This is a genomic window from Methylocaldum sp. GT1BB, from assembly GCF_051027545.1.
Classification (GTDB): domain Bacteria; phylum Pseudomonadota; class Gammaproteobacteria; order Methylococcales; family Methylococcaceae; genus Methylocaldum.
The window spans coordinates 2,532,777-2,551,074 of record NZ_CP194902.1; the positions used below are offsets into that span (position 1 = coordinate 2,532,777).

An 18,298-nucleotide genomic window follows, 5' to 3' on the forward strand; every position below is an offset into this window, starting at 1 on the left:
GCCGAGCACAGCGTTCTGATCATGTTGATTGCAAATTTTGTCAGGTGCCGATGGGTTGTATGACCGCTAGAAAATGAGCGCCGGACTCGAACATAGTGGAAAGCTTTCAGGAACAGGCATATTTGAAATTCACGCTTTGGCTGGATTTGGCTTTATCCTATGGCGCATTTTGACGACGTTTGCCTCGGCTATTTCGGAAAAGAGCGCAAGAAATGAGAGAACAGGGTTCGAGTATTCAAAAATTGGCGATTTGGTTCTTGGTGGCTCTGATCGGAGCGGCGGCGTTCGGCGGGATCGCCTTGAATCGGGGGGAGAGCGTCAACAGCCTTTGGTTCGTGACCGCGGCGGTTTGCGTCTACGCTCTGGGCTACCGTTTCTACAGCGCCTTCGTTGCGGCCAAGGTTCTGGGTCTGGACGGCACGCGGGCGACGCCGGCTGAGCGTTTCAACGACGGGCGCGATTTCGTGCCGACCAATCGCTGGGTCGTATTCGGCCATCATTTTGCCGCCATCGCCGGCCCAGGACCTTTGATCGGTCCGACCCTCGCGGCGCAGTTCGGCTATCTGCCCGGCACCTTGTGGATACTGATCGGAGCCGTCATCGGCGGCTGCGTGCAGGACTTCGTGATCCTGTTCTGTTCGATCCGGCGCGACGGGCGCTCCTTAGGCCAGATGGCGCGCGACGAGCTCGGTCCCATCGGCGGTAACGCGGCGTTGCTGGGCGTCATGTGCATCATGATCATCCTTATCGCGGTGCTGGGCCTGGTGGTGGTGAATGCCATGAAACACAGTCCCTGGGCTACATCCACGGTGGCGGCAACCATTCCCATCGCCATGGTGGTCGGTATCTACATGCGGCATCTCAGGCCGGGACGAGTGATCGAAGCGACGGTGCTTGGCGTTAGCCTGCTGCTGCTGGTGGTTTGGGGCGGCGGCGCCATCGACGAGGTGGCGGGCCTCCGTGGCTGGTTCGACTACGAGGGACCGCAGTTGGCGCTCATGGTTATCGCTTACGGCTTTGCAGCGGCCGTGCTGCCGGTATGGCTGCTTCTGGCTCCGCGCGATTACCTGTCCACATTCATGAAACTGGGAACGATAGCAGCCTTGGCGGTGGCCATCGTCATCCTTCACCCTGAAGTGAAGATGCCGGCCCTGACCCGGTTCGTCGACGGCAGCGGACCCATTTTCGGCGGCAAGCTGTTTCCGTTCGTCTTTATCACCATCGCCTGCGGCGCCATCTCCGGCTTCCATTCCCTGATTTCGTCGGGGACTACGCCCAAGCTTTTGGCCAATGAAGCCGACGCCCGATTCATCGGCTACGGCGCGATGATGATGGAGTCGTTCGTAGCCATCATGGCCATGGTGGCGGCGACCGTCCTTGATCCGGGTGTTTATTTCGCCATCAACAGCCCCGCGGGCGTGGTGGGCAAAGATGCGGCGGAAGCGGTAGCGAAGATTTCCGCCTGGGGATTTCCGGTAACCGTCGGGCAGATGTATGCGCTGGCTCAGCAAATGGGCGAATCTACCCTGTTCGCCCGCACCGGCGGAGCGCCATCGCTGGCGGTGGGTATGGCATCTCTTTTTGCCAGCGCTTTCGGGCAGGGCTTGCTCTCGCTCTGGTATCACTTCGCCATCATGTTCGAAGCGCTGTTCATTTTGACCACCCTGGATGCCGGTACCCGCGTTGCCCGCTTCATGCTACAGGACGTGTTGGGTAACTGGATGCCCGCGCTTGGGCGGACCTCCTGGTATCCCGGCGTGATTCTGACGTCCGGATTAGTGGTGGCCGGCTGGGGGTATCTCCTCTACATCGGCACCATAGATCCCTTGGGCGGTATCAACAGCCTGTGGCCTTTGTTCGGTATCGCCAACCAGATGCTGGCGGGAATTGCTCTCTGCGTGGCCACCACCATCCTGGTCAAAACGGGGAAGCTTCGTTTCGCTTGGGTAACCGGCGTGCCGCTCGCGTGGCTTCTGATCATCACCACTTCGGCGGCATGGGAAAAGCTGTTCAGCCCGGAGCTTCGCATCGGGTTTCTGGCGCATGCACGGGATTTAAGCGACAAGCTGGCGGCGGGGCTGCTGCCCGAGGATCAAGCCGCCAAGGCGTCACAGCTCATCTTCAACGATTATCTCGACGCCGGGTTGACTGCGCTGTTCCTGGCCGTTTCCTGGATCCTGGCCGGTGACACCTTGCGGGTGTGCGGGCTGATTCTGGCCCGGAAACCCCATCCGCCGCTCAGCGAATCGCCTCACATACCGAGCCGGCTGATCGAGGATTGGGTGAGGGATTGATACTCGGTCTGCCGGGAAGGATTAGAGCGCACCCCCGGGTTCTGCGGCATCTTTTTATTCCGAAATGGTTTAATGAAATGAATTAATATTCTTTATCGTTATTCATGCATTTTTGATATATTTTTTCCCAATGTATTCAAGCCATGCCGACAGGGTGGCCGAAAGCCAGTGCGTCCGTGCGGGTCACTGGCTTTCGTTTGTCTTGTAGGGCGTTGGATCCTCAGGTTTCCTGTGGCATGGCGTTTAGTGGCGATTCGAATCCGACCGCGATGCGGCAAGGCCGCCGGCTTTAGGTCCATGATCGTGGCGTAGCAGGCCATGTGGACCGGTCTAATCGCCAGTTCGGCAGCAACTTCTTCAAGAGACTATTCAGTGAGCACACTCAGCGGCCCCTTGAACCCACAACAATGGGATATCTTGAGACGCTTGGCAGAAGGGCTTTCCCACGAGCAGAGAGTTTGGGCCAGCGGTTATCTGGCGGGATTCGGCGATGCCGAGCAGAAACGCATTCCATCACCTCCGCTTCGATCTTCGGAGGCGTCCGCGGGGGTAACCGTGCTTTTCGGCTCGCAAACCGGAAACGCCGAAAAGATCGCCAAAGCGCTGCATGCTCGATTGCAGCAAAGCGGCATCGCGGCGCGGCTGGAGGACATGGGCAGCTACCAGAGCGCCCAACTCAGACGCGACCGTTGCCTCCTCGTGATCGCGAGCACCCACGGCGAGGGCGAGCCGCCGGACAATGCCCGCCCGTTTTATGAGTTCCTGCACGGGAAGAAAGCACCCAAGCTGGAGGGTTTGCGGTTTTCCGTCCTGGCCCTTGGCGATACCAGCTACGAATATTTCTGCAAAACCGGGCGCGATTTCGACAGCCGGTTGGAAGACTTGGGCGCGACCCGCCTTCATCCCCGTGCGGATTGCGACGTCGATTACGAGGAAACGGCGGAAGGCTGGATGGAGGGCGTACTGGCGGCCTTGGCCCGATCTCGGGAGCCGCGGGTGGAGGTATCGACCCCGGCCGCGTCGGATCAGGTATCCGCGTACTCTAAGAAACAGCCGTTCCCGGCTACCCTGCTGGAAAACGTCCGATTGACGGGACGAGGCTCCACCAAGGACGTGCGGCATATCGAACTTTCCATCGAGGGCTCCGGATTGCGCTACGAGCCGGGCGATGCTCTGGGCGTGGTTCCCTCGAACCGGCCGGAGCGGGCGGCCGATCTTATGGAGAGCATCGGGCTCGATCCAAGCGCAGCCGTTTCCGGCTCCGACGGCGTCGAAACCACGTTGGAAGATGCGCTTCTGCATCATTTTGAAATTACGACGCTTACCCGTCCGTTTTTGGAGAAGTATGCAGAGCTGTCCGGTTCCGCCGAATTGGCCGAATTGCTCAAGGACGAAAACCGGTCGCGTTTTCGGGACTTTCTCGGCGGTCGGGAAATCATCGATGTGGTGCGGCGGTATCCGGTGCCCGGCATCAGCGCCGATCGGTTCGTCGCCATGCTGCGTAAACTTCCGCCCCGGCTTTATTCCATCGCATCGAGCCTTAACGCCAATCCCGACGAAGTGCATCTCACCGTCGGCGTCGTGCGCTACGAGAGTCACGGGATGGACCGTCATGGCGTCGCGTCCACATTTCTCGCCGATCGGGTGGCGGAGGAGAGGCAGGTGCCGGTATACGTCGATAGCAACACCAATTTCCGGCTGCCCGAGGACCCTGGCGCTCCGATCATCATGGTCGGACCGGGAACGGGCGTGGCGCCTTTTCGCGCCTTTCTGGCGGAGCGCGAGATCGCGGGGGCCAGGGGCAAGAGCTGGCTGTTTTTCGGCGACCGAAATTTCCACACCGATTTTCTGTATCAGCGGGAGTGGTTAGCTCATCGGAAGAACGGTCTCTTGAGCCGGATCGATGTGGCGTTTTCGCGTGATGACGACAATAAGGTCTATGTGCAGCACAGGATGTTCGAACAAAGCCGTCAACTGTATGCGTGGCTGGAAGAAGGGGCGTATTTTTATGTCTGCGGCGACGCTAAGCGTATGGCCCCCGACGTTCACGAGGCTTTGATCGCCGTCGTGGCAAAAGAAGGGGGCATCGACCGTGAACGGGCCGAGCAATATGTCCGGAACTTGCAGTCCTCGAAGCGCTACCAGCGTGACGTGTATTGAGGAGGCGATGATGGAAGAACGCATGCAAGCCAGCGAAGACGAAGACCTCAAGGCGCGCAGCCTCTATTTGCGGGGAACAATCGAGGAAAGCCTGGCCGATCGGGCGACCGGCGCCGTATCCCCGGAAGACGCCAAGCTGCTCAAGTTCCACGGCACCTATCAGCAGGACGACCGGGATCTCCGCAACGAGCGCCAGCGGCAGAAGCTGGAGCCGGCCTACGGCTTCATGGTCCGGGTGCGGATGCCGGGCGGCGTCTGCACGCCTCGGCAATGGCTGCAACTGGACGAACTGGCGCGCCGTTACGGCTACGGTTCGCTGCGCATCACGACCCGCCAGACCTTCCAGTTTCATGGCGTCTTGAAACGGCACCTCAAGGCGACTATCGCCGGCATCAATCACGCTTTGCTGGATACCATCGCTGCCTGCGGGGATGTTAACCGCAACGTGGTTTGCCACAACAACCCCTATCTTTCCCCGCTGCACGAAGAACTTTACGACTGGAGCAAACGCCTTGGCGCGCACCTGCTCCCGAAGATGCGGGCCTACCACGAAATCTGGCTGGACGGCGAGCGCGTCGCCGGGACGCCGGCCGAGGAAGAGCCCTTGTACGGCAAGCATTATCTGCCGCGGAAGTTCAAGATCGGCATTACGTTGCCTCCCCACAACGATATCGATGTCTTTGCCCAGGACTTGGGATTCATTGCCATCGCCGAACGCGGAGAGTTGCTCGGTTTCAATGTCGCTGTGGGCGGCGGCATGGGCATGAGCCATAACGAGCCTTTGACTTACCCGCGTCTCGCCGAAGGCATCGGTTTTTGCCGGCCCGATCGTCTCATCGAAGTCGCCGAAAACGTACTCAAGGTGCAACGCGACTTCGGCGACCGGAGTAACCGCAAACATGCCCGGCTGAAGTACACCCTGGACGACCGAGGCACGGAATGGTTCAAGGCCGAATTGGAAACTCGGCTCGGCTGGCGGCTCGAACCGGCGCGGCCGTTTCGTTTCGAAAGCACCGGCGACCGCTTCGGCTGGGTGCGGGACGACCGGGGGCAGTGGCACCTGACGCTCGGCATCCTCAGCGGGCGTCTGAGAGATACGCCCGAGGCCGCCTGGCTGACGGGTCTGCGCGAAATCGCCGAGTTCCATGAGGGCGACTTCCGCTTGACCGCCAACCAGAATCTGATTATCGCCAAGATCGGCGAATCCGCTAGACCTAAGATCGAAGCCTTGCTCGACCGGTATCGAATTCCGGACGCCGAGCGCTGGAGCGGCTTGCGGCGGCAAGCCTTGTCGTGCGTGGCCTTGCCCACCTGTGGATTGGCCATGGCCGAGAGCGAACGCTGGTTGCCGGCGCTTCTCGCGCGGCTCGAGCCGCTGCTGAAAAAGGCCGGATTGGAAAGAGACGCCATTACTCTCCGGGTCACCGGCTGTCCCAACGGCTGCGCGCGTCCGTATCTCGGCGAAATCGGACTGGTCGGCAAGAGTTTGGGAAAGTACAACCTTTATCTGGGGGCGGGCTCCGACGGCAGCCGCTTGAACTCCCTGTACCGGGAAGGGCTTTCGGAAGACGAAATTGTGGATGCACTGGGTCCTATCATCGCGCACTATGCGCGCGAGCGCCGGACGGGAGAGTCTTTCGGCGATTTCGTTATCCGGGCGGGCTATGTACTCGAAGTCAAGGCAGGACGCGAATTTCAGCGGACCTAGACGGCTGAATTCCGCTGCTGCCATCATTGCAATCTTCAACCGGCGTGCACAATCGCGCCCACAATCCTGCAACTATGACCACGCCGGGGCAACAGCCCCGCTAAACCATTTTCATTCCGCGTTAACAACATTCGGTGTTATTCCATTCGGCATTCGAATGCACGTTAATCGTAGGGTGGGTTAGCGCAGCGTAACCCACCGGTCCGAGGTCGCTCGGTGGGTTACGGCGCACGCGAAGCGCAGTGATTGGCGGTCGATCAGTGCTGATGTGCGCCTAACCCACCCTACAAAAATTAATTCCTAATTGAAAGCGATTTGGAATTAAATGCACGTACAGGGACGACTCGATTGCCTTTACACCCGAATTGAAAGAGCGCTGGCTCGAGATTTTCCATGCGTTCCCGGAACGCGAATGAAAATAAATTGTCAGCGCATAATGATCAGAAACGCATGCAAATTTGTTTTCTATCATTCGTAACATCTGGTTGACCTTTGGGCAAAAATTTGATTCCCTAACAGGTCACTTGTTATTGATGGTCGATGCGCTTTCGACCGGGCTTGGGGCAACATAAGTCCCGCAATCTGTGACGCTTTAAATTCTCACTTCTCGTTTCTCCTCATGGATGAAGCAGGCAACAGACCAGAATCCTTCTTCCGTATGATTACAGAGAGTGCGCCATATGCGCTGGTGCTGGTCGACCATGACGGCAGGATCGTTTTAGTCAATGCGTATTTGGAGCAGTTGTTCGGTTATTCAAGAGACGAATTGCTTGGATGCTCGATCGACGTTTTCATTCCCGAGCGGTTTAGAATCGGGCACGAGGCATATCGCCAAAGCTTTAACAAGGATCCCGAGCGAAAACCCATGGGCATGGGGCGGGACCTTTACGGTTTGTGCAAGAACGGCGAGGAAATTCCCGTCGAAATCGCTCTGAATCCGATACATGTCGATAAGAAAAACTATGTGTTGGCAGCCATAGCCGACATCACTCAGCGCAAGCAGGCCGAAGAGATTGTGCGGCAAAGCGAAGCGCGTTTGAATTTGGCTTTGAGCGCTGCAAGGGCGGGAACCTGGGACTGGGACATACTTCAGGACAAAGTGATGTGGTCGGATGGCTCTTATCATCTGCTTGGGCTCAAGCCGGGAGAGTGCGAGGCGTCCGCCAAGAATTGGCTCGAAAGAGTGCATCCCGATGATCGAGCCGTCGTAAAAGAGGCTGTGGATTCGGTGATCAAACGGTTTATGACGCAAAGGAAGCAGGATGCGTTCAATCTGGAATATCGCGTCTTGCACACCGACGGCAGCATTCGGTGGGTCAACGATCGAGGCCAAGTCTTGTACGGTCGGTACGGTCGTCCCGTCCGCATGATCGGTATCATGCTCGATGTGACCGAACGCAAGACGGCGGAGGAGCAACTTGCCGCGCAAGCGCAGGAGCTGGCGCGCTCCAATGCCGAATTGCAGGAATTCGCTTATGTGGCTTCCCATGATCTACAGGAGCCGTTACGGGCAGTGGCGGGTTGCGTGGAAATCATTCGGCGGCGATACCAGGGAAAGCTGGACGTGCGGGCGGATGAGGTGATTTCGCATGCGGTGGACGGCGCCGCACGCATGCAAAACCTCATCAATGATCTATTGGCATATTCGCGTATCGGCTCACGGGATCAACCTTTTGAACCGACGGACTGTCAAGCGATCTTAAACACAGTCTTGGCCAATCTCGAAGTCCCCATCAGCGAAAGCGGAGCCAAGATAACCCATGACCACCTGCCCACGATTTCCGCGGATTCCGGCCAACTCATCCAACTGTTTCAGAATTTGATCAGCAACGCCGTCAAATTCCGCGGTGACCGAACACCACAGATTCATATCGGCGTAAAAAAACAAAACAACGAGTGGGTATTTGCGGTCGCCGACAATGGCATCGGTATAGAATCCCCTTATTTCGAACGGATATTCAGGATTTTTCAGCGATTGCACGCGCGGAACGACTATCCCGGCACCGGGATCGGACTCGCGATTTGTAAGAGAGTCGTGGAGCGACATGGCGGGCGGATTTGGGTGGAATCCGAGCCCGGCCGCGGTACGACCTTCTTTTTTACTTTTCCTACCAAGCTCAGAGCGATCCGATGAGACCCGTCAATATCCTGCTGGTTGAAGATAGCCCCACCGATGTGCTTCTCACCCAAGAAGCGCTCGAATCCGCAAAGCTGCTCACCGAGCTGTTTATCGTGGAGGACGGCGTGGAAGCCACCTCGTTTCTCCGGCGGGAGGGTAAATACGCTGATGCGCCACGTCCGGACCTAATTCTTCTCGATCTTAATCTGCCGAAGAAGGACGGCCGCGAGGTTCTCGCCGAAATCAAGAGCGATGCGAATCTAAAAATGATTCCGGTAGTGGTGATGACGGTATCCAAGGCGGAGGAGGACATTCTTCGGGCGTACGGATTGCATGCCAACTGCTACATCACCAAGCCGGTCCATTTCGACAGTTTTGTTAAAGTGGTTCAGGCCATCGAGAGTTTCTGGTTTACGGTGGTGAGCCTTCCTACCCGGTAGTTTAGCCTATGCAGCAGCACTACCACGTTCTCCTGGTGGAGGACAGCCCGAGCGATGCCTTCCTGGTCGAAGATGCGTTAGGCCAGGTCGGCATGGTGTGTTTCGATTTGGAACGGGCGGCTCGGCTCAGCGAAGCGAAGGAAATCCTAAGGCGGCAGCGGTTCGATGTGATCCTTTTGGATCTCAATCTACCCGATGCCGAGGGCGTCGATACGCTGTTGAAGATCCGCGATATGGCGGGTTCGGTTCCCATCGTCGTCTTCACCGGTCTGGACAATGAGGCTGTCGGATTTCGCCTGATCCAGGAAGGGGCTCAGGATTTTGTCATTAAGGGGCAGTTTCAGGGTAACCTGCTCATCCGGTCCATTCGTTATGCCATAGAACGCAAGCGAATCGAGGAGGCGCTGAAAGAGGCCGACCGCCGCAAGGACGAATTTCTCGCCATGCTGTCCCACGAGTTGCGCAATCCGCTCGCGCCCATCCGCAATGCGGTCGAAGTCTTGAAACAACCGAATGTTACGCCGTTTCACGTGGATTGGGCGCAGGGCATCATCGATCGCCAGTTGAGCCAGCTTACGCGCTTGGTCGACGATCTGCTGGACATGTCGCGCCTCACCTGTGGCAAGGTAACGCTCAAGCCTCAAGTCCTGGAGCTCACGACGCCTGTTCTGCAAGCCGTCGAAGCAAGTCGTCCGCTTATCGAGGCCAGTCAGCATGAGTTGTGCATACAATTACCGTCCGCGCCGCTTTGGGTGGAAGCCGATTTCGCTCGATTGACGCAGGTATTTTCCAATCTTTTGGATAATGCGGCGAAATATACGGACGAGGGCGGTGTTATCCAGTTGCTGGTCGAGGCGGAGGAGCAAAAGGCGGTGATACGGGTGCAGGATAACGGGATGGGCATATCGCCTTCGAGTCTCCCGCACATCTTCGACTTGTTTACCCAGGAGCCGCGTTCCCTTGATCGGGCACAAGGCGGTCTTGGCATCGGTTTAAGCCTGGTCAAGCGATTGGTAGAGATGCATGGCGGAGAAGTGGAAGCCTACAGTGCCGGCACTGGCGCGGGTAGCGAATTCGTGGTGCGGTTGCCCTTGGTGGATACGAATTCATCTGAAGAAATTCCGCCGCCGCAGGGGGCTGGAGATACAAACGAACCCGGGAAGACACGTGAAACGAGGTTCGATCATCATTTTTCCATGCCATCAGATCGCAAGGCGCTCAAACCGTTTTCGAAGTATTCCAAACGAGTCCGTCGATTAAAGATTGCCGGTACTTCTCGCTGATCGCTCGCGGAAGCGCCAGACAGGCTGGTGCAAGTATTATCCTCCGTTCACCCTCTTTGAAGCCGAGTCTAATTCCGTTCGGCATTCGAGTGAACATTATGTAGAGTGAGTTAGGTCGTTCGGTGGGTTACGGCGCACGCGAAGCGCAGTGATCGGCGGTTGGTCAGTGCTGATGTGCGCCTAACCTACCCTACGAAAATGAATTCCTGATTTGCTACGACATCTCTAAGCGGCTCGCTGCGGCGAGTAGAACCGAACGGCGTTGCGTCCGGCGTGCTTCGCGCGATAGAGGGCCTGATCCGCGCGGTGAAGCAAGTCGTTCTCATTGACCGTCTGGTCCGTCGAAACCGCGACACCGATACTTATCGTCACCAGTCTGGTCAACTTTACCGTCTGAATCTGATGCTTTTCGACATCGCCTCGCAGCCTTTCGCTTAAGGTTTTCGCAACGGCTACATCGGTGTTCGGCGCTATTACGATAAATTCTTCCCCGCCCAATCGACACACGACATCGGTGGAGCGCAGCATGGAGCGTATGATTTTGGCTGTGTGTACCAATACTTGGTCGCCGGCTTGATGCCCGAAGATATCGTTGATCTGCTTAAAATGGTCCAGGTCCAGGAGCATGATGGTTAAGGGCCTGCCTGTGCGGCGCCAAACAGACCATTCTTCGTCGAGCCTGGCGAATGCGTAGCGGCGATTAGGAACCTTGGTCAATGAGTCCGTCATCGCCATGACTTCCATTTTTCGCTTTGCGATCGCCAGTTCGCGGGCATATCGGCTGATTTCCTGCTGCTCGCGGGCCATTTCTTCCTGCAGTTGTATGATGCGTTGTCCGCCGCGCACTCGAGCGATAAGCACCCTGTCGTGGACCGGGGTTACGATGAAATCGTCGGCTCCCGCGTCGAAAGCTTGCACCAAGAACTCGTTGTCCGGCGCGGAGGTCAGAACGATCAAATAGATTTGACGCCCGAGCTCGGAGGCTCGAAGCGCTTTGCAGAACTGTATGCTGTCGATGGGGCATTTGTCGGAGGCTGCAATAATAAGCTGCGGCTTTTCCGTGACAGTGATCTGTATGCCTTCATCGGCGTTGCTCGTCGTGAGCACTTCGTGGCCATCGGCGTCTAATAGCTTTTCAAGATCGGATATGCGCTCGTAACCGCTATCCAGCAAGAGAATTTTGAGGCCAGCCGGTTTTGGATCGATGCCGATTTGATCGGTGTCGGGCGGTTTTATCAGCGGCAGTTCGCCGACCGGAATGCTCAGGAAACGGCTCGTTATCTGCCACTGTTGAGTGACTTGATCCCAAAGCTCCTCCAAATCGGATTCGTCCAGGCCGAGTGTCTGTGCCATGGCGATGATTTGCGGGAGCAGCGCGTTTCTAGCGTCCGCATCCACATCGCAACAGCGGCCGAGCAAAGTCGCCAGCCGCAATTGCGCCGCAAAGCGCTCGGCTCTGGTGCTCTCTGATGTCAATGGCCCCGCGTCGGTATTACTAAGCGCTAACGCTTCGAGCATAACGGCAGGGAAGCCCCACTCTTTCAATAAACCGAGCGTGATTTGGCGATGGTCTATGGAAAATCGTTCCTGTTCCGACTCGATTAACCCATCGTCATCTCCGGGCCTGCATGCGGCTAGGCACTGAGCGTATTCATCCGGGTACACGCTGGCCAATGCCAGTTGGCCGATCTCGGACAAAAGAGCGCAAGTAAACGCTTCTTCCGGAGCGAAAGTACGATCACGTGTCGCTATGGCTTGGATGGATAGGGCCCGGGCTAAAGAATCGGACCAGAAAACCCGGTAATCGAATGATCCGCAGGCCCCTCTCAGATTCCCTTGGATTACTGAAAGGCTAAGCGCGAACTGACGTACGGTATTCGTGCCCAAAAGCCCAATGGCATCGACGACCGCTACAACCGGCCGACGTGCACCGATGTGTGCCGAGTTCGCAAATTGGATCACTCTGCCCGTCAAGGCCGGATCGATTTGCACGAGTTGGGCGATTTCCTGTGCGGTTGCGTCTTTCTTGTGGGTCAGGCGCATGATTTCGAGTGCGACGCCGAAAGGGGAAGGCAGCTTCCCTGTGGTCTTCAGTTCTTCGAAACGATTTTCCTGGGCTCTTAACATCTGGCGCTCAATCCCGATTCCGCATGCTTGAAAAGCTCCAAAAAGAGCATTTTCGGTTCCGACTTCCTGTAGTCTCAACGGTCTCGACCGGAATCCGGTCGAATGAGCGACTCTACACCAAGATGGAGGCACTCTAGAAGTAAGTCTAGCTTCCCAGTGTTGAATTGCAGTGAATAGATTGCTGAGGCGGTGCCAACTCGATTGTTAGAGTGAGGTACGAGTCAGGCGGGACGCGGGGAGAGGAGGTGCACCTTCTGGTCCGCCGCGGATCAGAAGGTGCTAAAGGAGTTTTATCCGCCGGTCTTGCGACGCGATTTACCGGCGGATAACGATTCTTAGGCCGTGCGCCGAAGATCTTTGGGCAGAGAAAATACGACTTTTTCCTCGATGCCTCGGGTCTCCATTACCGTCCGTCCGCCCCATTCCTTAAGCTTGGAGATGACTTTGGTTACGAGAATTTCAGGAGCCGAAGCGCCGGCTGTAACGCCGATTTTCTGAGCGCCGTCTATCCAATTTCGTTGAAGCTGATCGGCATCATCGATCAAGTAGGCCGCACGCCCGAGCTTCTCGGCGATTTCTCTCAGCCTGTTGGAATTGGAGCTATTCGGGGAGCCGACCACTAGAATGACGTCGCAATGGGTGGCGAGCTTCTTCACCGCATCCTGGCGGTTTTGCGTGGCGTAGCAGATATCGTCTTTTCTTGGGCCGATGATATTCGGGAAGCGCTTTTTCAAGGTATCCACGACGGCTTGAGTGTCGTCAATGGAGAGGGTGGTTTGGGTAACATAGGCCAGATTGTCCGGATTCGTGACTTGAAGCGTGTCGACATCTTCCGGCGATTCCACGAGATAAATCCCGCCGTTCGGATTGACGTACTGTCCCATGGTGCCTTCCACTTCGGGGTGTCCGGCGTGGCCGATGAATATGATTTCCCGCCCTTCGTTCGCGTGTTGATGTACTTCGATATGCACTTTGGTGACCAAGGGACAGGTGGCGTCGAACACCTGGAGACCGCGTTCCTGAGCTTCCTCCTGAATGGCCTTGGAAACTCCATGTGCGCTGAAAATCACGGTGGAGTTTTCCGGAACTTCCGAAAGCTCTTCCACGAATACCGCTCCCCGATCGCGCAAGCCGTCGACGACATAGCGGTTATGGACCACTTCGTGCCGTACGTAAATCGGAGCTCCGAAAACCTCGATGGCGCGTTCGACGATTTCGATGGCGCGGTCGACGCCAGCGCAAAAACCGCGGGGATTGGCGAGTATGATTTCCATAGGCGTGTGGGTAATTTCTGACTAAGAGGGTGGGAGATTCTTACATTTTAGGCAAGCCGAATCAATGTGGCGGCTGCGGAGCGGGACGACGAGGCTGCCACAGCGTTTCCGTTCCGTCGCCCTGCCGAGCCAAGATACGCGCGACCACGAACAAGAAGTCCGATAGACGGTTGAGATAGGCGAGGGCAAACGTATCTACAGGCTCTGCTTTTCCCAGCGAAACCAGCACCCGTTCGGCCCGGCGGCAGACGGCACGGGCGACATGGCAATGTGCCGCGGGCGGATTTCCGCCGGGCAATATGAAATTCTGCAACCAAGGCAGTTGGTTATTGAAATGATCCAACCACTGTTCCAGCCAGTCGATATGACTTTGGTCGATGGAGCGGCGTCCGGGAATGCACAAGTCTCCGCCGAGGTCGAATAGAACTTGTTGAACTTCGGTCAGGCAGTCCGCCACCTTGGGCGGTGCGGTATAAGCTAGGACCAATCCGATATGACTGTTGAGTTCGTCGAGCGCGCCATAGGCCTCGACGCGCGGGGCATCCTTGCCGACGCGGGTTCCGTCGCCGAGCCCGGTAGTGCCCTTGTCGCCGGTCCGCGTGTAGATCTTGGTGAGTCGGTGTCCCATGGTCAGGCCAACTGATCCTCGGTCACGACGATGCCGTCTTCGTCGGCGTAGACGTAATAACCGGTCCTGAAATTGATGCCGGCAAAAGTGACGAGGATGTCCCGATCACCGCCGCCTTTTTTGTGGCTTTTCAAAGGATGGGTATGCAGCGCCCGGATGCCGATGGGTAGCCGGTTGACTTCCACCGAGTCCCGGATACAGCCGTAGACGATGATGCCCTGCCAGCCGTTGTCGCAGGCGAGCCTGGCTAGATTGCTCCCAAGCAACGCGCAGCGGTGGGAACCGCCTCCGTCGACGACGAGAACCCGGTCCTCGACCTTCTCTTCGAGCACCGCTCGAAGCAGGATATTATCCTCGAAGATCTTGAGCGTCGTGACGCGACCGCTGAAGGCGCTCTTGCCGCCGAAAGGGCGAAACATCGGTTCGGCGATCTGCAAATGATGAGTGCCGGAGTATCGATCGCAAAGATCGGGGGTGGTAAACGTCATAAGCAGTCTCCGCACTGTAAGATTCAGGAGGCGTTATGATACCCGACCGAGCTTTGCGGGTGGACCATTCGAGGAGGCCGCCTTTCCGAAGCTTACAGGAAGCTTACAGATACCGGGCGATCAATCCGTTACGGCAATCGCCGACCGGCACCGGTATCCTGACGTTATAGCCGCCGCCCGGTGCTTCCTGCATGGGGTTGCCGCGTTCGTCTTCCATGTGCTGCAACACGATGTCGCGGTTGCCCTGCGGCAGAATCAGTTCGAGCCGGTCGCCCACGGCAAATTTGTTTTTCACCAAGACGGCCGCGAGTCCGGAGTTCTCGTCGAAATCGGCGATTTCCCCCACGAATTGCTGGCGGTGGCTTTCCGAATGGCCGCGGATGTAGTTTTGATAGTCTTGGGTGTGGTGGCGCACGTAAAAGCCGTCGGTATAGCCGCGCTGTGCCAGGTTTTCCAGCACGCCCAGCAGCGTGGGATCGAATTTCCGCCCGGCCAGGGCGTCGTCGATCGCTTGCCGGTAGACCTGCGCGGTGCGCGCCACGTAATAGTAGGATTTGGTGCGCCCTTCGATCTTGAAGCTGTCGACGCCCAACGCCACCAGGCGCTGCACGTGCTCCACGGCGCGCAGGTCCTTCGAGTTCAGAATATAGGTGCCGTGCTCGTCCTCCATGACCGGCATGAGTTCGCCCGGCCGCGTTTCTTCTTCGAGAAAATAGACCTGGTCGGCCAAGGGATGGCGGGCCTGATCGCCGCAAGCCGAGAGATTTTGATTGAGGTCGGACAACGACAGGCGGAGTTGTCCGGGAATGTAATCGCCTTCGGCGTTTTCTTCCGCCGGCGCCAAATCGTACTTCCAGCGGCAGGCGTTGGTGCAGGTGCCCTGGTTCGGGTCGCGGTGATTGAAATAACCGGACAGCAGGCAGCGTCCCGAGTAGGCAATACATAGGGCGCCGTGCACGAACACTTCGAGCTCCATGTCCGGGCACTGTTGCCGGATTTCTCCGATTTCATCCAGAGAAAGCTCGCGCGACAGAATGATCCGCTCGATCCCGACCGATTTCCAGAAGCGCACCGCCGCGTAGTTGAGCGTATTGGCCTGGACCGAGAGATGGATAGGCATGTCCGGCCATGCCTCCCGGGCCAGCATGATCAAGCCGGGATCGGCCATGATGAGGGCATCCGGCCCCATGGCGACGATCGGCGTCAAATCCTTGATGAAGGTTTTCACCTTGGCGTTGTGCGGGAGGACGTTGGTCGCGAGATAGAAGGATTTGCCCTGTTCATGAGCCTCGGATATGCCCATTGCGAGATTCCTTTCCAGGAAATCGTTGTTCCGAACCCGCAGGCTGTAGCGCGGCAGGCCGGCGTAGACCGCATCGGCGCCGTAAGCGAAGGCATAGCGCATGTTTTTGAGGGTGCCTGCCGGAGACAGCAATTCGACTTTTTGCATGGCACAAAACGTGAAATGGTAAAATTTGAACTTTTCCTATTATCCCATAGTTGAGCGTATCGCTCAGGAATATCAACCTCTCGAGAACGGCCATGATTTTCCCCACCATAGAATCCTTTGTCGGAAATACGCCACTGGCCAGATTGCAACGTCTTCCGGGCGAGACTAGCAACATCATCCTGGCTAAGCTGGAAGGCGATAATCCCGCGGGATCGGTGAAGGACCGGCCGGCGATCAGCATGATCAAGCGTGCCGAAGAACGCGGCGAGATCAAGCCGGGCGATCGGCTGATCGAAGCGACCAGCGGCAACACCGGCATTGCCCTGGCGATGGCGGCGGCCATCAAAGGTTATCGGATGACTCTGATCATGCCGGAAAACATGAGCGCGGAACGGCGCGCCGTGATGAAAGCGTTCGGCGCCGAAATCATCTTGACTCCCGCCGAAGGCAGCATGGAAGCGGCCATCGATCTGGCCCGGGACATGGAGCGAAAGGGTGAAGGTCGAATCCTCGATCAGTTCTCCAATCCGGATAATCCGCGCGCTCACTACGAAGGTACCGGCCCGGAGATTTGGCGCGACACGCAGGGCACGGTGACCCACTTCGTCAGCTCGATGGGAACCACCGGCACCATTATGGGTACGTCGACGTTTTTGAAAGAGAAAAATCCGGCGGTGCAGATCATCGGCGTTCAGCCCAAGGACCAGGCCAAGATTCCCGGCATACGCCGCTGGCCCAAGGAATACCTGCCGAAAATCTGCGATTTCAGCCGAGTCGATCGCATCATGGACGTAACGCAAGAAGATGCGGAGGAAACGACTCGCCAACTGGCGGCGCGCGAAGGCATTTTTGCCGGCATCTCGTCCGGCGGCGCGGTGTCGGCGGCCCTGCGCCTGTCTAAAGAAGTCGAAAACGCGGTGATCGTCGTTATCATCTGCGATCGCGGCGACCGCTATTTGTCCACCGGCGTATTTCCGGACTGACCATGGCCGCACGAGCACGCAAAAAAAACCTTCCCCAGGAAGCTTTCCGGGCGCACATCGATTCCTTCGCTCATGACGGACGGGGCGTCGCCCGCGTCGAAGGCAAGGCCGTTTTCATCGACGGCGCGCTGCCGGGCGAGGACGTGACCTTCGTCTATACGTCCGTTCGCCGCGATTATGCCGAAGGCAAGGTCGAGGAGGTCATAACGCCGGCACCGGGACGGGTTCAACCCCGTTGTCCGAGCTTTGGCGTCTGCGGCGGTTGTAGCTTTCAACATCTGACCGACGCGGCGCAGATCGAAGAAAAGCAAAAGCTTTTGGCGGATCAGTTCCGGCGCATCGGCAAAATCGACGAGGTGCCGCTGTGGCCGCCGTTGACCGGCCCCCACTGGGGTTATCGCCACAAGGCCCGTCTCGGCGTGAAATACGTGCCGAAGAAAGGGCGGGTGCTGGTCGGATTTCGCGAACGCTCCAGCCCCTTCATCGCCGATTTGGAATCCTGCCCCGTGCTGCATCCAAAGGTCGGCGAGCGCCTCCGAGAACTGTCGGAATTGATCGGTTCGCTGAGTATCAAGGATAGGCTTCCGCAGATCGAGGTCGCCGTGGGTGATGAGCGTACCGCGCTGGTGTTTCGCATCCTCGAGGATGCTTCCACGGACGATTTGGAACGGCTGAAGGCGTTCGGCGCGCGCTTCGAGTTCGACGTTTATGTACAGCGGCAGGGTCCCGATTCGATCGTCCCGCTTTATCCGGAGCATCCGCCGATGCTGAGCTATTCGCTGCTGAATCAGGGCATTGAGTTCCGGTTCAAGCCCACCGAGTTCACCCAGGTCAACATCGACATCAACCGCAAGATGGTCGATCGCGTGATGGCAGTGCTCGATCCGGCGCCCGGCGAATCGGTGCTCGACCTTTTTTGCGGAATCGGCAACTTCACCTTGCCGATCGCCAAGCGTGCGAGCCGGGTCGTCGGTGTCGAAGGCAGTTCCGAATCGGTGAAACGCGCCCGCCAGAATGCGGAAGCCAATGGTCTCGGCAATGTCGAGTTTCATGTCGCCGATCTGAGCCAAGCCCTGAACGATGCCGAATGGGCGACTCGGCGTTACGACAAGATATTGCTCGATCCCTCCCGAGCGGGTGCCGAAGAGGTTTTGTCCTATGTGCCGCGCTGGGGGGCGCGCCGTATCGTCTACGTTTCGTGCAATCCCTCCACGTTGGCGAGGGATGCCGGCATCCTGGTTCACCAGCACGGCTACCGTCTGATTCGCGCGGGCGTTATGGATATGTTTCCGCAGACGGCACACGTGGAATCCATCGCGCTCTTCGAGAAGGCGTAGAGGCACC

Annotated in this window: 13 protein-coding genes and 1 pseudogene; 9 read left to right on the forward strand and 5 right to left on the reverse strand. The window is 57.7% G+C overall.

Going from position 1 to position 18,298, the window contains the following annotated elements; translation table 11 throughout:
• Positions 1-212: 212 nt before the first annotated feature.
• From ACR2TX_RS12755 to ACR2TX_RS12785, 7 genes and pseudogenes are all read left to right on the forward strand, one after another.
• Complete coding sequence (locus ACR2TX_RS12755; RefSeq protein ID WP_077731168.1) at positions 213-2,294, forward strand: carbon starvation CstA family protein; 2,082 nt, start codon at positions 213-215, stop codon at positions 2,292-2,294.
• 318 nt (positions 2,295-2,612) lie between these two features.
• Entirely contained in the window at positions 2,613-4,454 is a 1,842-nt protein-coding gene (locus ACR2TX_RS12760) for an assimilatory sulfite reductase (NADPH) flavoprotein subunit (RefSeq protein WP_434132322.1), read from the forward strand.
• A 7-nt stretch (positions 4,455-4,461) separates the two neighbouring features.
• Complete coding sequence (gene cysI / locus ACR2TX_RS12765; protein WP_434132324.1) at positions 4,462-6,162, forward strand: assimilatory sulfite reductase (NADPH) hemoprotein subunit; 1,701 nt, start codon at positions 4,462-4,464, stop codon at positions 6,160-6,162.
• A 619-nt stretch (positions 6,163-6,781) separates the two neighbouring features.
• Positions 6,782-7,162, forward strand: a pseudogene (locus ACR2TX_RS12770) (PAS domain S-box protein); the annotation flags it as partial.
• A gap of 15 nt (positions 7,163-7,177) precedes the next feature.
• A complete protein-coding gene (locus tag ACR2TX_RS12775) occupies positions 7,178-8,296 on the forward strand; it encodes a sensor histidine kinase (protein WP_434132463.1) in 1,119 nt (372 codons plus the stop codon).
• On the forward strand, positions 8,293-8,721 hold the full coding sequence (locus ACR2TX_RS12780) for a response regulator (protein WP_077731172.1): 429 nt from the start codon (positions 8,293-8,295) through the stop codon (positions 8,719-8,721). Before ACR2TX_RS12775 ends, ACR2TX_RS12780 begins: the two co-directional genes overlap by 4 nt.
• An 8-nt stretch (positions 8,722-8,729) precedes the next feature.
• Positions 8,730-10,004 (forward strand): sensor histidine kinase, encoded by a 1,275-nt coding sequence (locus ACR2TX_RS12785; protein ID WP_077731173.1) that lies wholly within the window; start codon positions 8,730-8,732, stop codon positions 10,002-10,004.
• Positions 10,005-10,229: 225 nt separating this feature from the next.
• Here the strand turns inward: ACR2TX_RS12785 and ACR2TX_RS12790 are convergent, their stop codons facing one another.
• The 5 genes from ACR2TX_RS12790 to yegQ all read right to left on the reverse strand — a co-directional run bounded on the left by ACR2TX_RS12790 (position 10,230) and on the right by yegQ (position 15,971).
• On the reverse strand, positions 10,230-12,131 hold the full coding sequence (locus tag ACR2TX_RS12790; RefSeq protein ID WP_139841148.1) for a diguanylate cyclase: 1,902 nt from the start codon (positions 12,129-12,131) through the stop codon (positions 10,230-10,232).
• Positions 12,132-12,466: 335 nt separating this feature from the next.
• Positions 12,467-13,405 (reverse strand): 4-hydroxy-3-methylbut-2-enyl diphosphate reductase, encoded by a 939-nt coding sequence (gene ispH, locus ACR2TX_RS12795; protein WP_077731175.1) that lies wholly within the window; start codon positions 13,403-13,405, stop codon positions 12,467-12,469.
• A 61-nt stretch (positions 13,406-13,466) separates the two neighbouring features.
• On the reverse strand, positions 13,467-14,033 hold the full coding sequence (locus ACR2TX_RS12800) for a cob(I)yrinic acid a,c-diamide adenosyltransferase (RefSeq protein ID WP_077731176.1): 567 nt from the start codon (positions 14,031-14,033) through the stop codon (positions 13,467-13,469).
• 2 nt (positions 14,034-14,035) lie between these two features.
• Positions 14,036-14,521 carry a ribonuclease E activity regulator RraA gene (gene rraA, locus ACR2TX_RS12805; RefSeq protein ID WP_077731177.1) on the reverse strand — a complete coding sequence of 162 codons (486 nt, stop codon included), beginning with the start codon at positions 14,519-14,521 and terminating at the stop codon, positions 14,036-14,038.
• A 103-nt stretch (positions 14,522-14,624) separates the two neighbouring features.
• Positions 14,625-15,971 (reverse strand): tRNA 5-hydroxyuridine modification protein YegQ, encoded by a 1,347-nt coding sequence (gene yegQ / locus ACR2TX_RS12810; RefSeq protein WP_086135282.1) that lies wholly within the window; start codon positions 15,969-15,971, stop codon positions 14,625-14,627.
• Between the two features lie 92 nt (positions 15,972-16,063).
• Here yegQ and cysM point away from each other — a divergent pair, with 92 nt between their 5' ends.
• Both cysM and rlmD read left to right on the forward strand, forming a co-directional pair.
• Entirely contained in the window at positions 16,064-16,954 is an 891-nt protein-coding gene (gene cysM, locus ACR2TX_RS12815; protein WP_434132326.1) for a cysteine synthase CysM, read from the forward strand.
• Between the two features lie 2 nt (positions 16,955-16,956).
• The gene (rlmD, locus tag ACR2TX_RS12820) at positions 16,957-18,291 is read left to right on the forward strand and encodes a 23S rRNA (uracil(1939)-C(5))-methyltransferase RlmD (RefSeq protein ID WP_156879566.1); all 1,335 of its coding nucleotides are present in this window, start codon (positions 16,957-16,959) and stop codon (positions 18,289-18,291) included.
• Positions 18,292-18,298 lie beyond the last annotated feature (7 nt).

What these genes read in the sequence shown, in the direction of transcription:
- ACR2TX_RS12755 (WP_077731168.1), top strand. Translation starts at nt 213, where the DNA reads ATGAGAGAACAGGGTTCGAGTATTCAAAAATTGGCGATTTGGTTCTTG.
- ACR2TX_RS12760 (WP_434132322.1), top strand. Translation starts at nt 2,613, where the DNA reads ATGTGGACCGGTCTAATCGCCAGTTCGGCAGCAACTTCTTCAAGAGAC.
- cysI (WP_434132324.1), top strand. Translation starts at nt 4,462, where the DNA reads ATGATGGAAGAACGCATGCAAGCCAGCGAAGACGAAGACCTCAAGGCG.
- ACR2TX_RS12780 (WP_077731172.1), top strand. Translation starts at nt 8,293, where the DNA reads ATGAGACCCGTCAATATCCTGCTGGTTGAAGATAGCCCCACCGATGTG.
- ACR2TX_RS12785 (WP_077731173.1), top strand. Translation starts at nt 8,730, where the DNA reads ATGCAGCAGCACTACCACGTTCTCCTGGTGGAGGACAGCCCGAGCGAT.
- ACR2TX_RS12790 (WP_139841148.1), bottom strand. Translation starts at nt 12,131, where the DNA reads ATGTTAAGAGCCCAGGAAAATCGTTTCGAAGAACTGAAGACCACAGGG.
- ispH (WP_077731175.1), bottom strand. Translation starts at nt 13,405, where the DNA reads ATGGAAATCATACTCGCCAATCCCCGCGGTTTTTGCGCTGGCGTCGAC.
- ACR2TX_RS12800 (WP_077731176.1), bottom strand. Translation starts at nt 14,033, where the DNA reads ATGGGACACCGACTCACCAAGATCTACACGCGGACCGGCGACAAGGGC.
- rraA (WP_077731177.1), bottom strand. Translation starts at nt 14,521, where the DNA reads ATGACGTTTACCACCCCCGATCTTTGCGATCGATACTCCGGCACTCAT.
- yegQ (WP_086135282.1), bottom strand. Translation starts at nt 15,971, where the DNA reads ATGCAAAAAGTCGAATTGCTGTCTCCGGCAGGCACCCTCAAAAACATG.
- cysM (WP_434132326.1), top strand. Translation starts at nt 16,064, where the DNA reads ATGATTTTCCCCACCATAGAATCCTTTGTCGGAAATACGCCACTGGCC.
- rlmD (WP_156879566.1), top strand. Translation starts at nt 16,957, where the DNA reads ATGGCCGCACGAGCACGCAAAAAAAACCTTCCCCAGGAAGCTTTCCGG.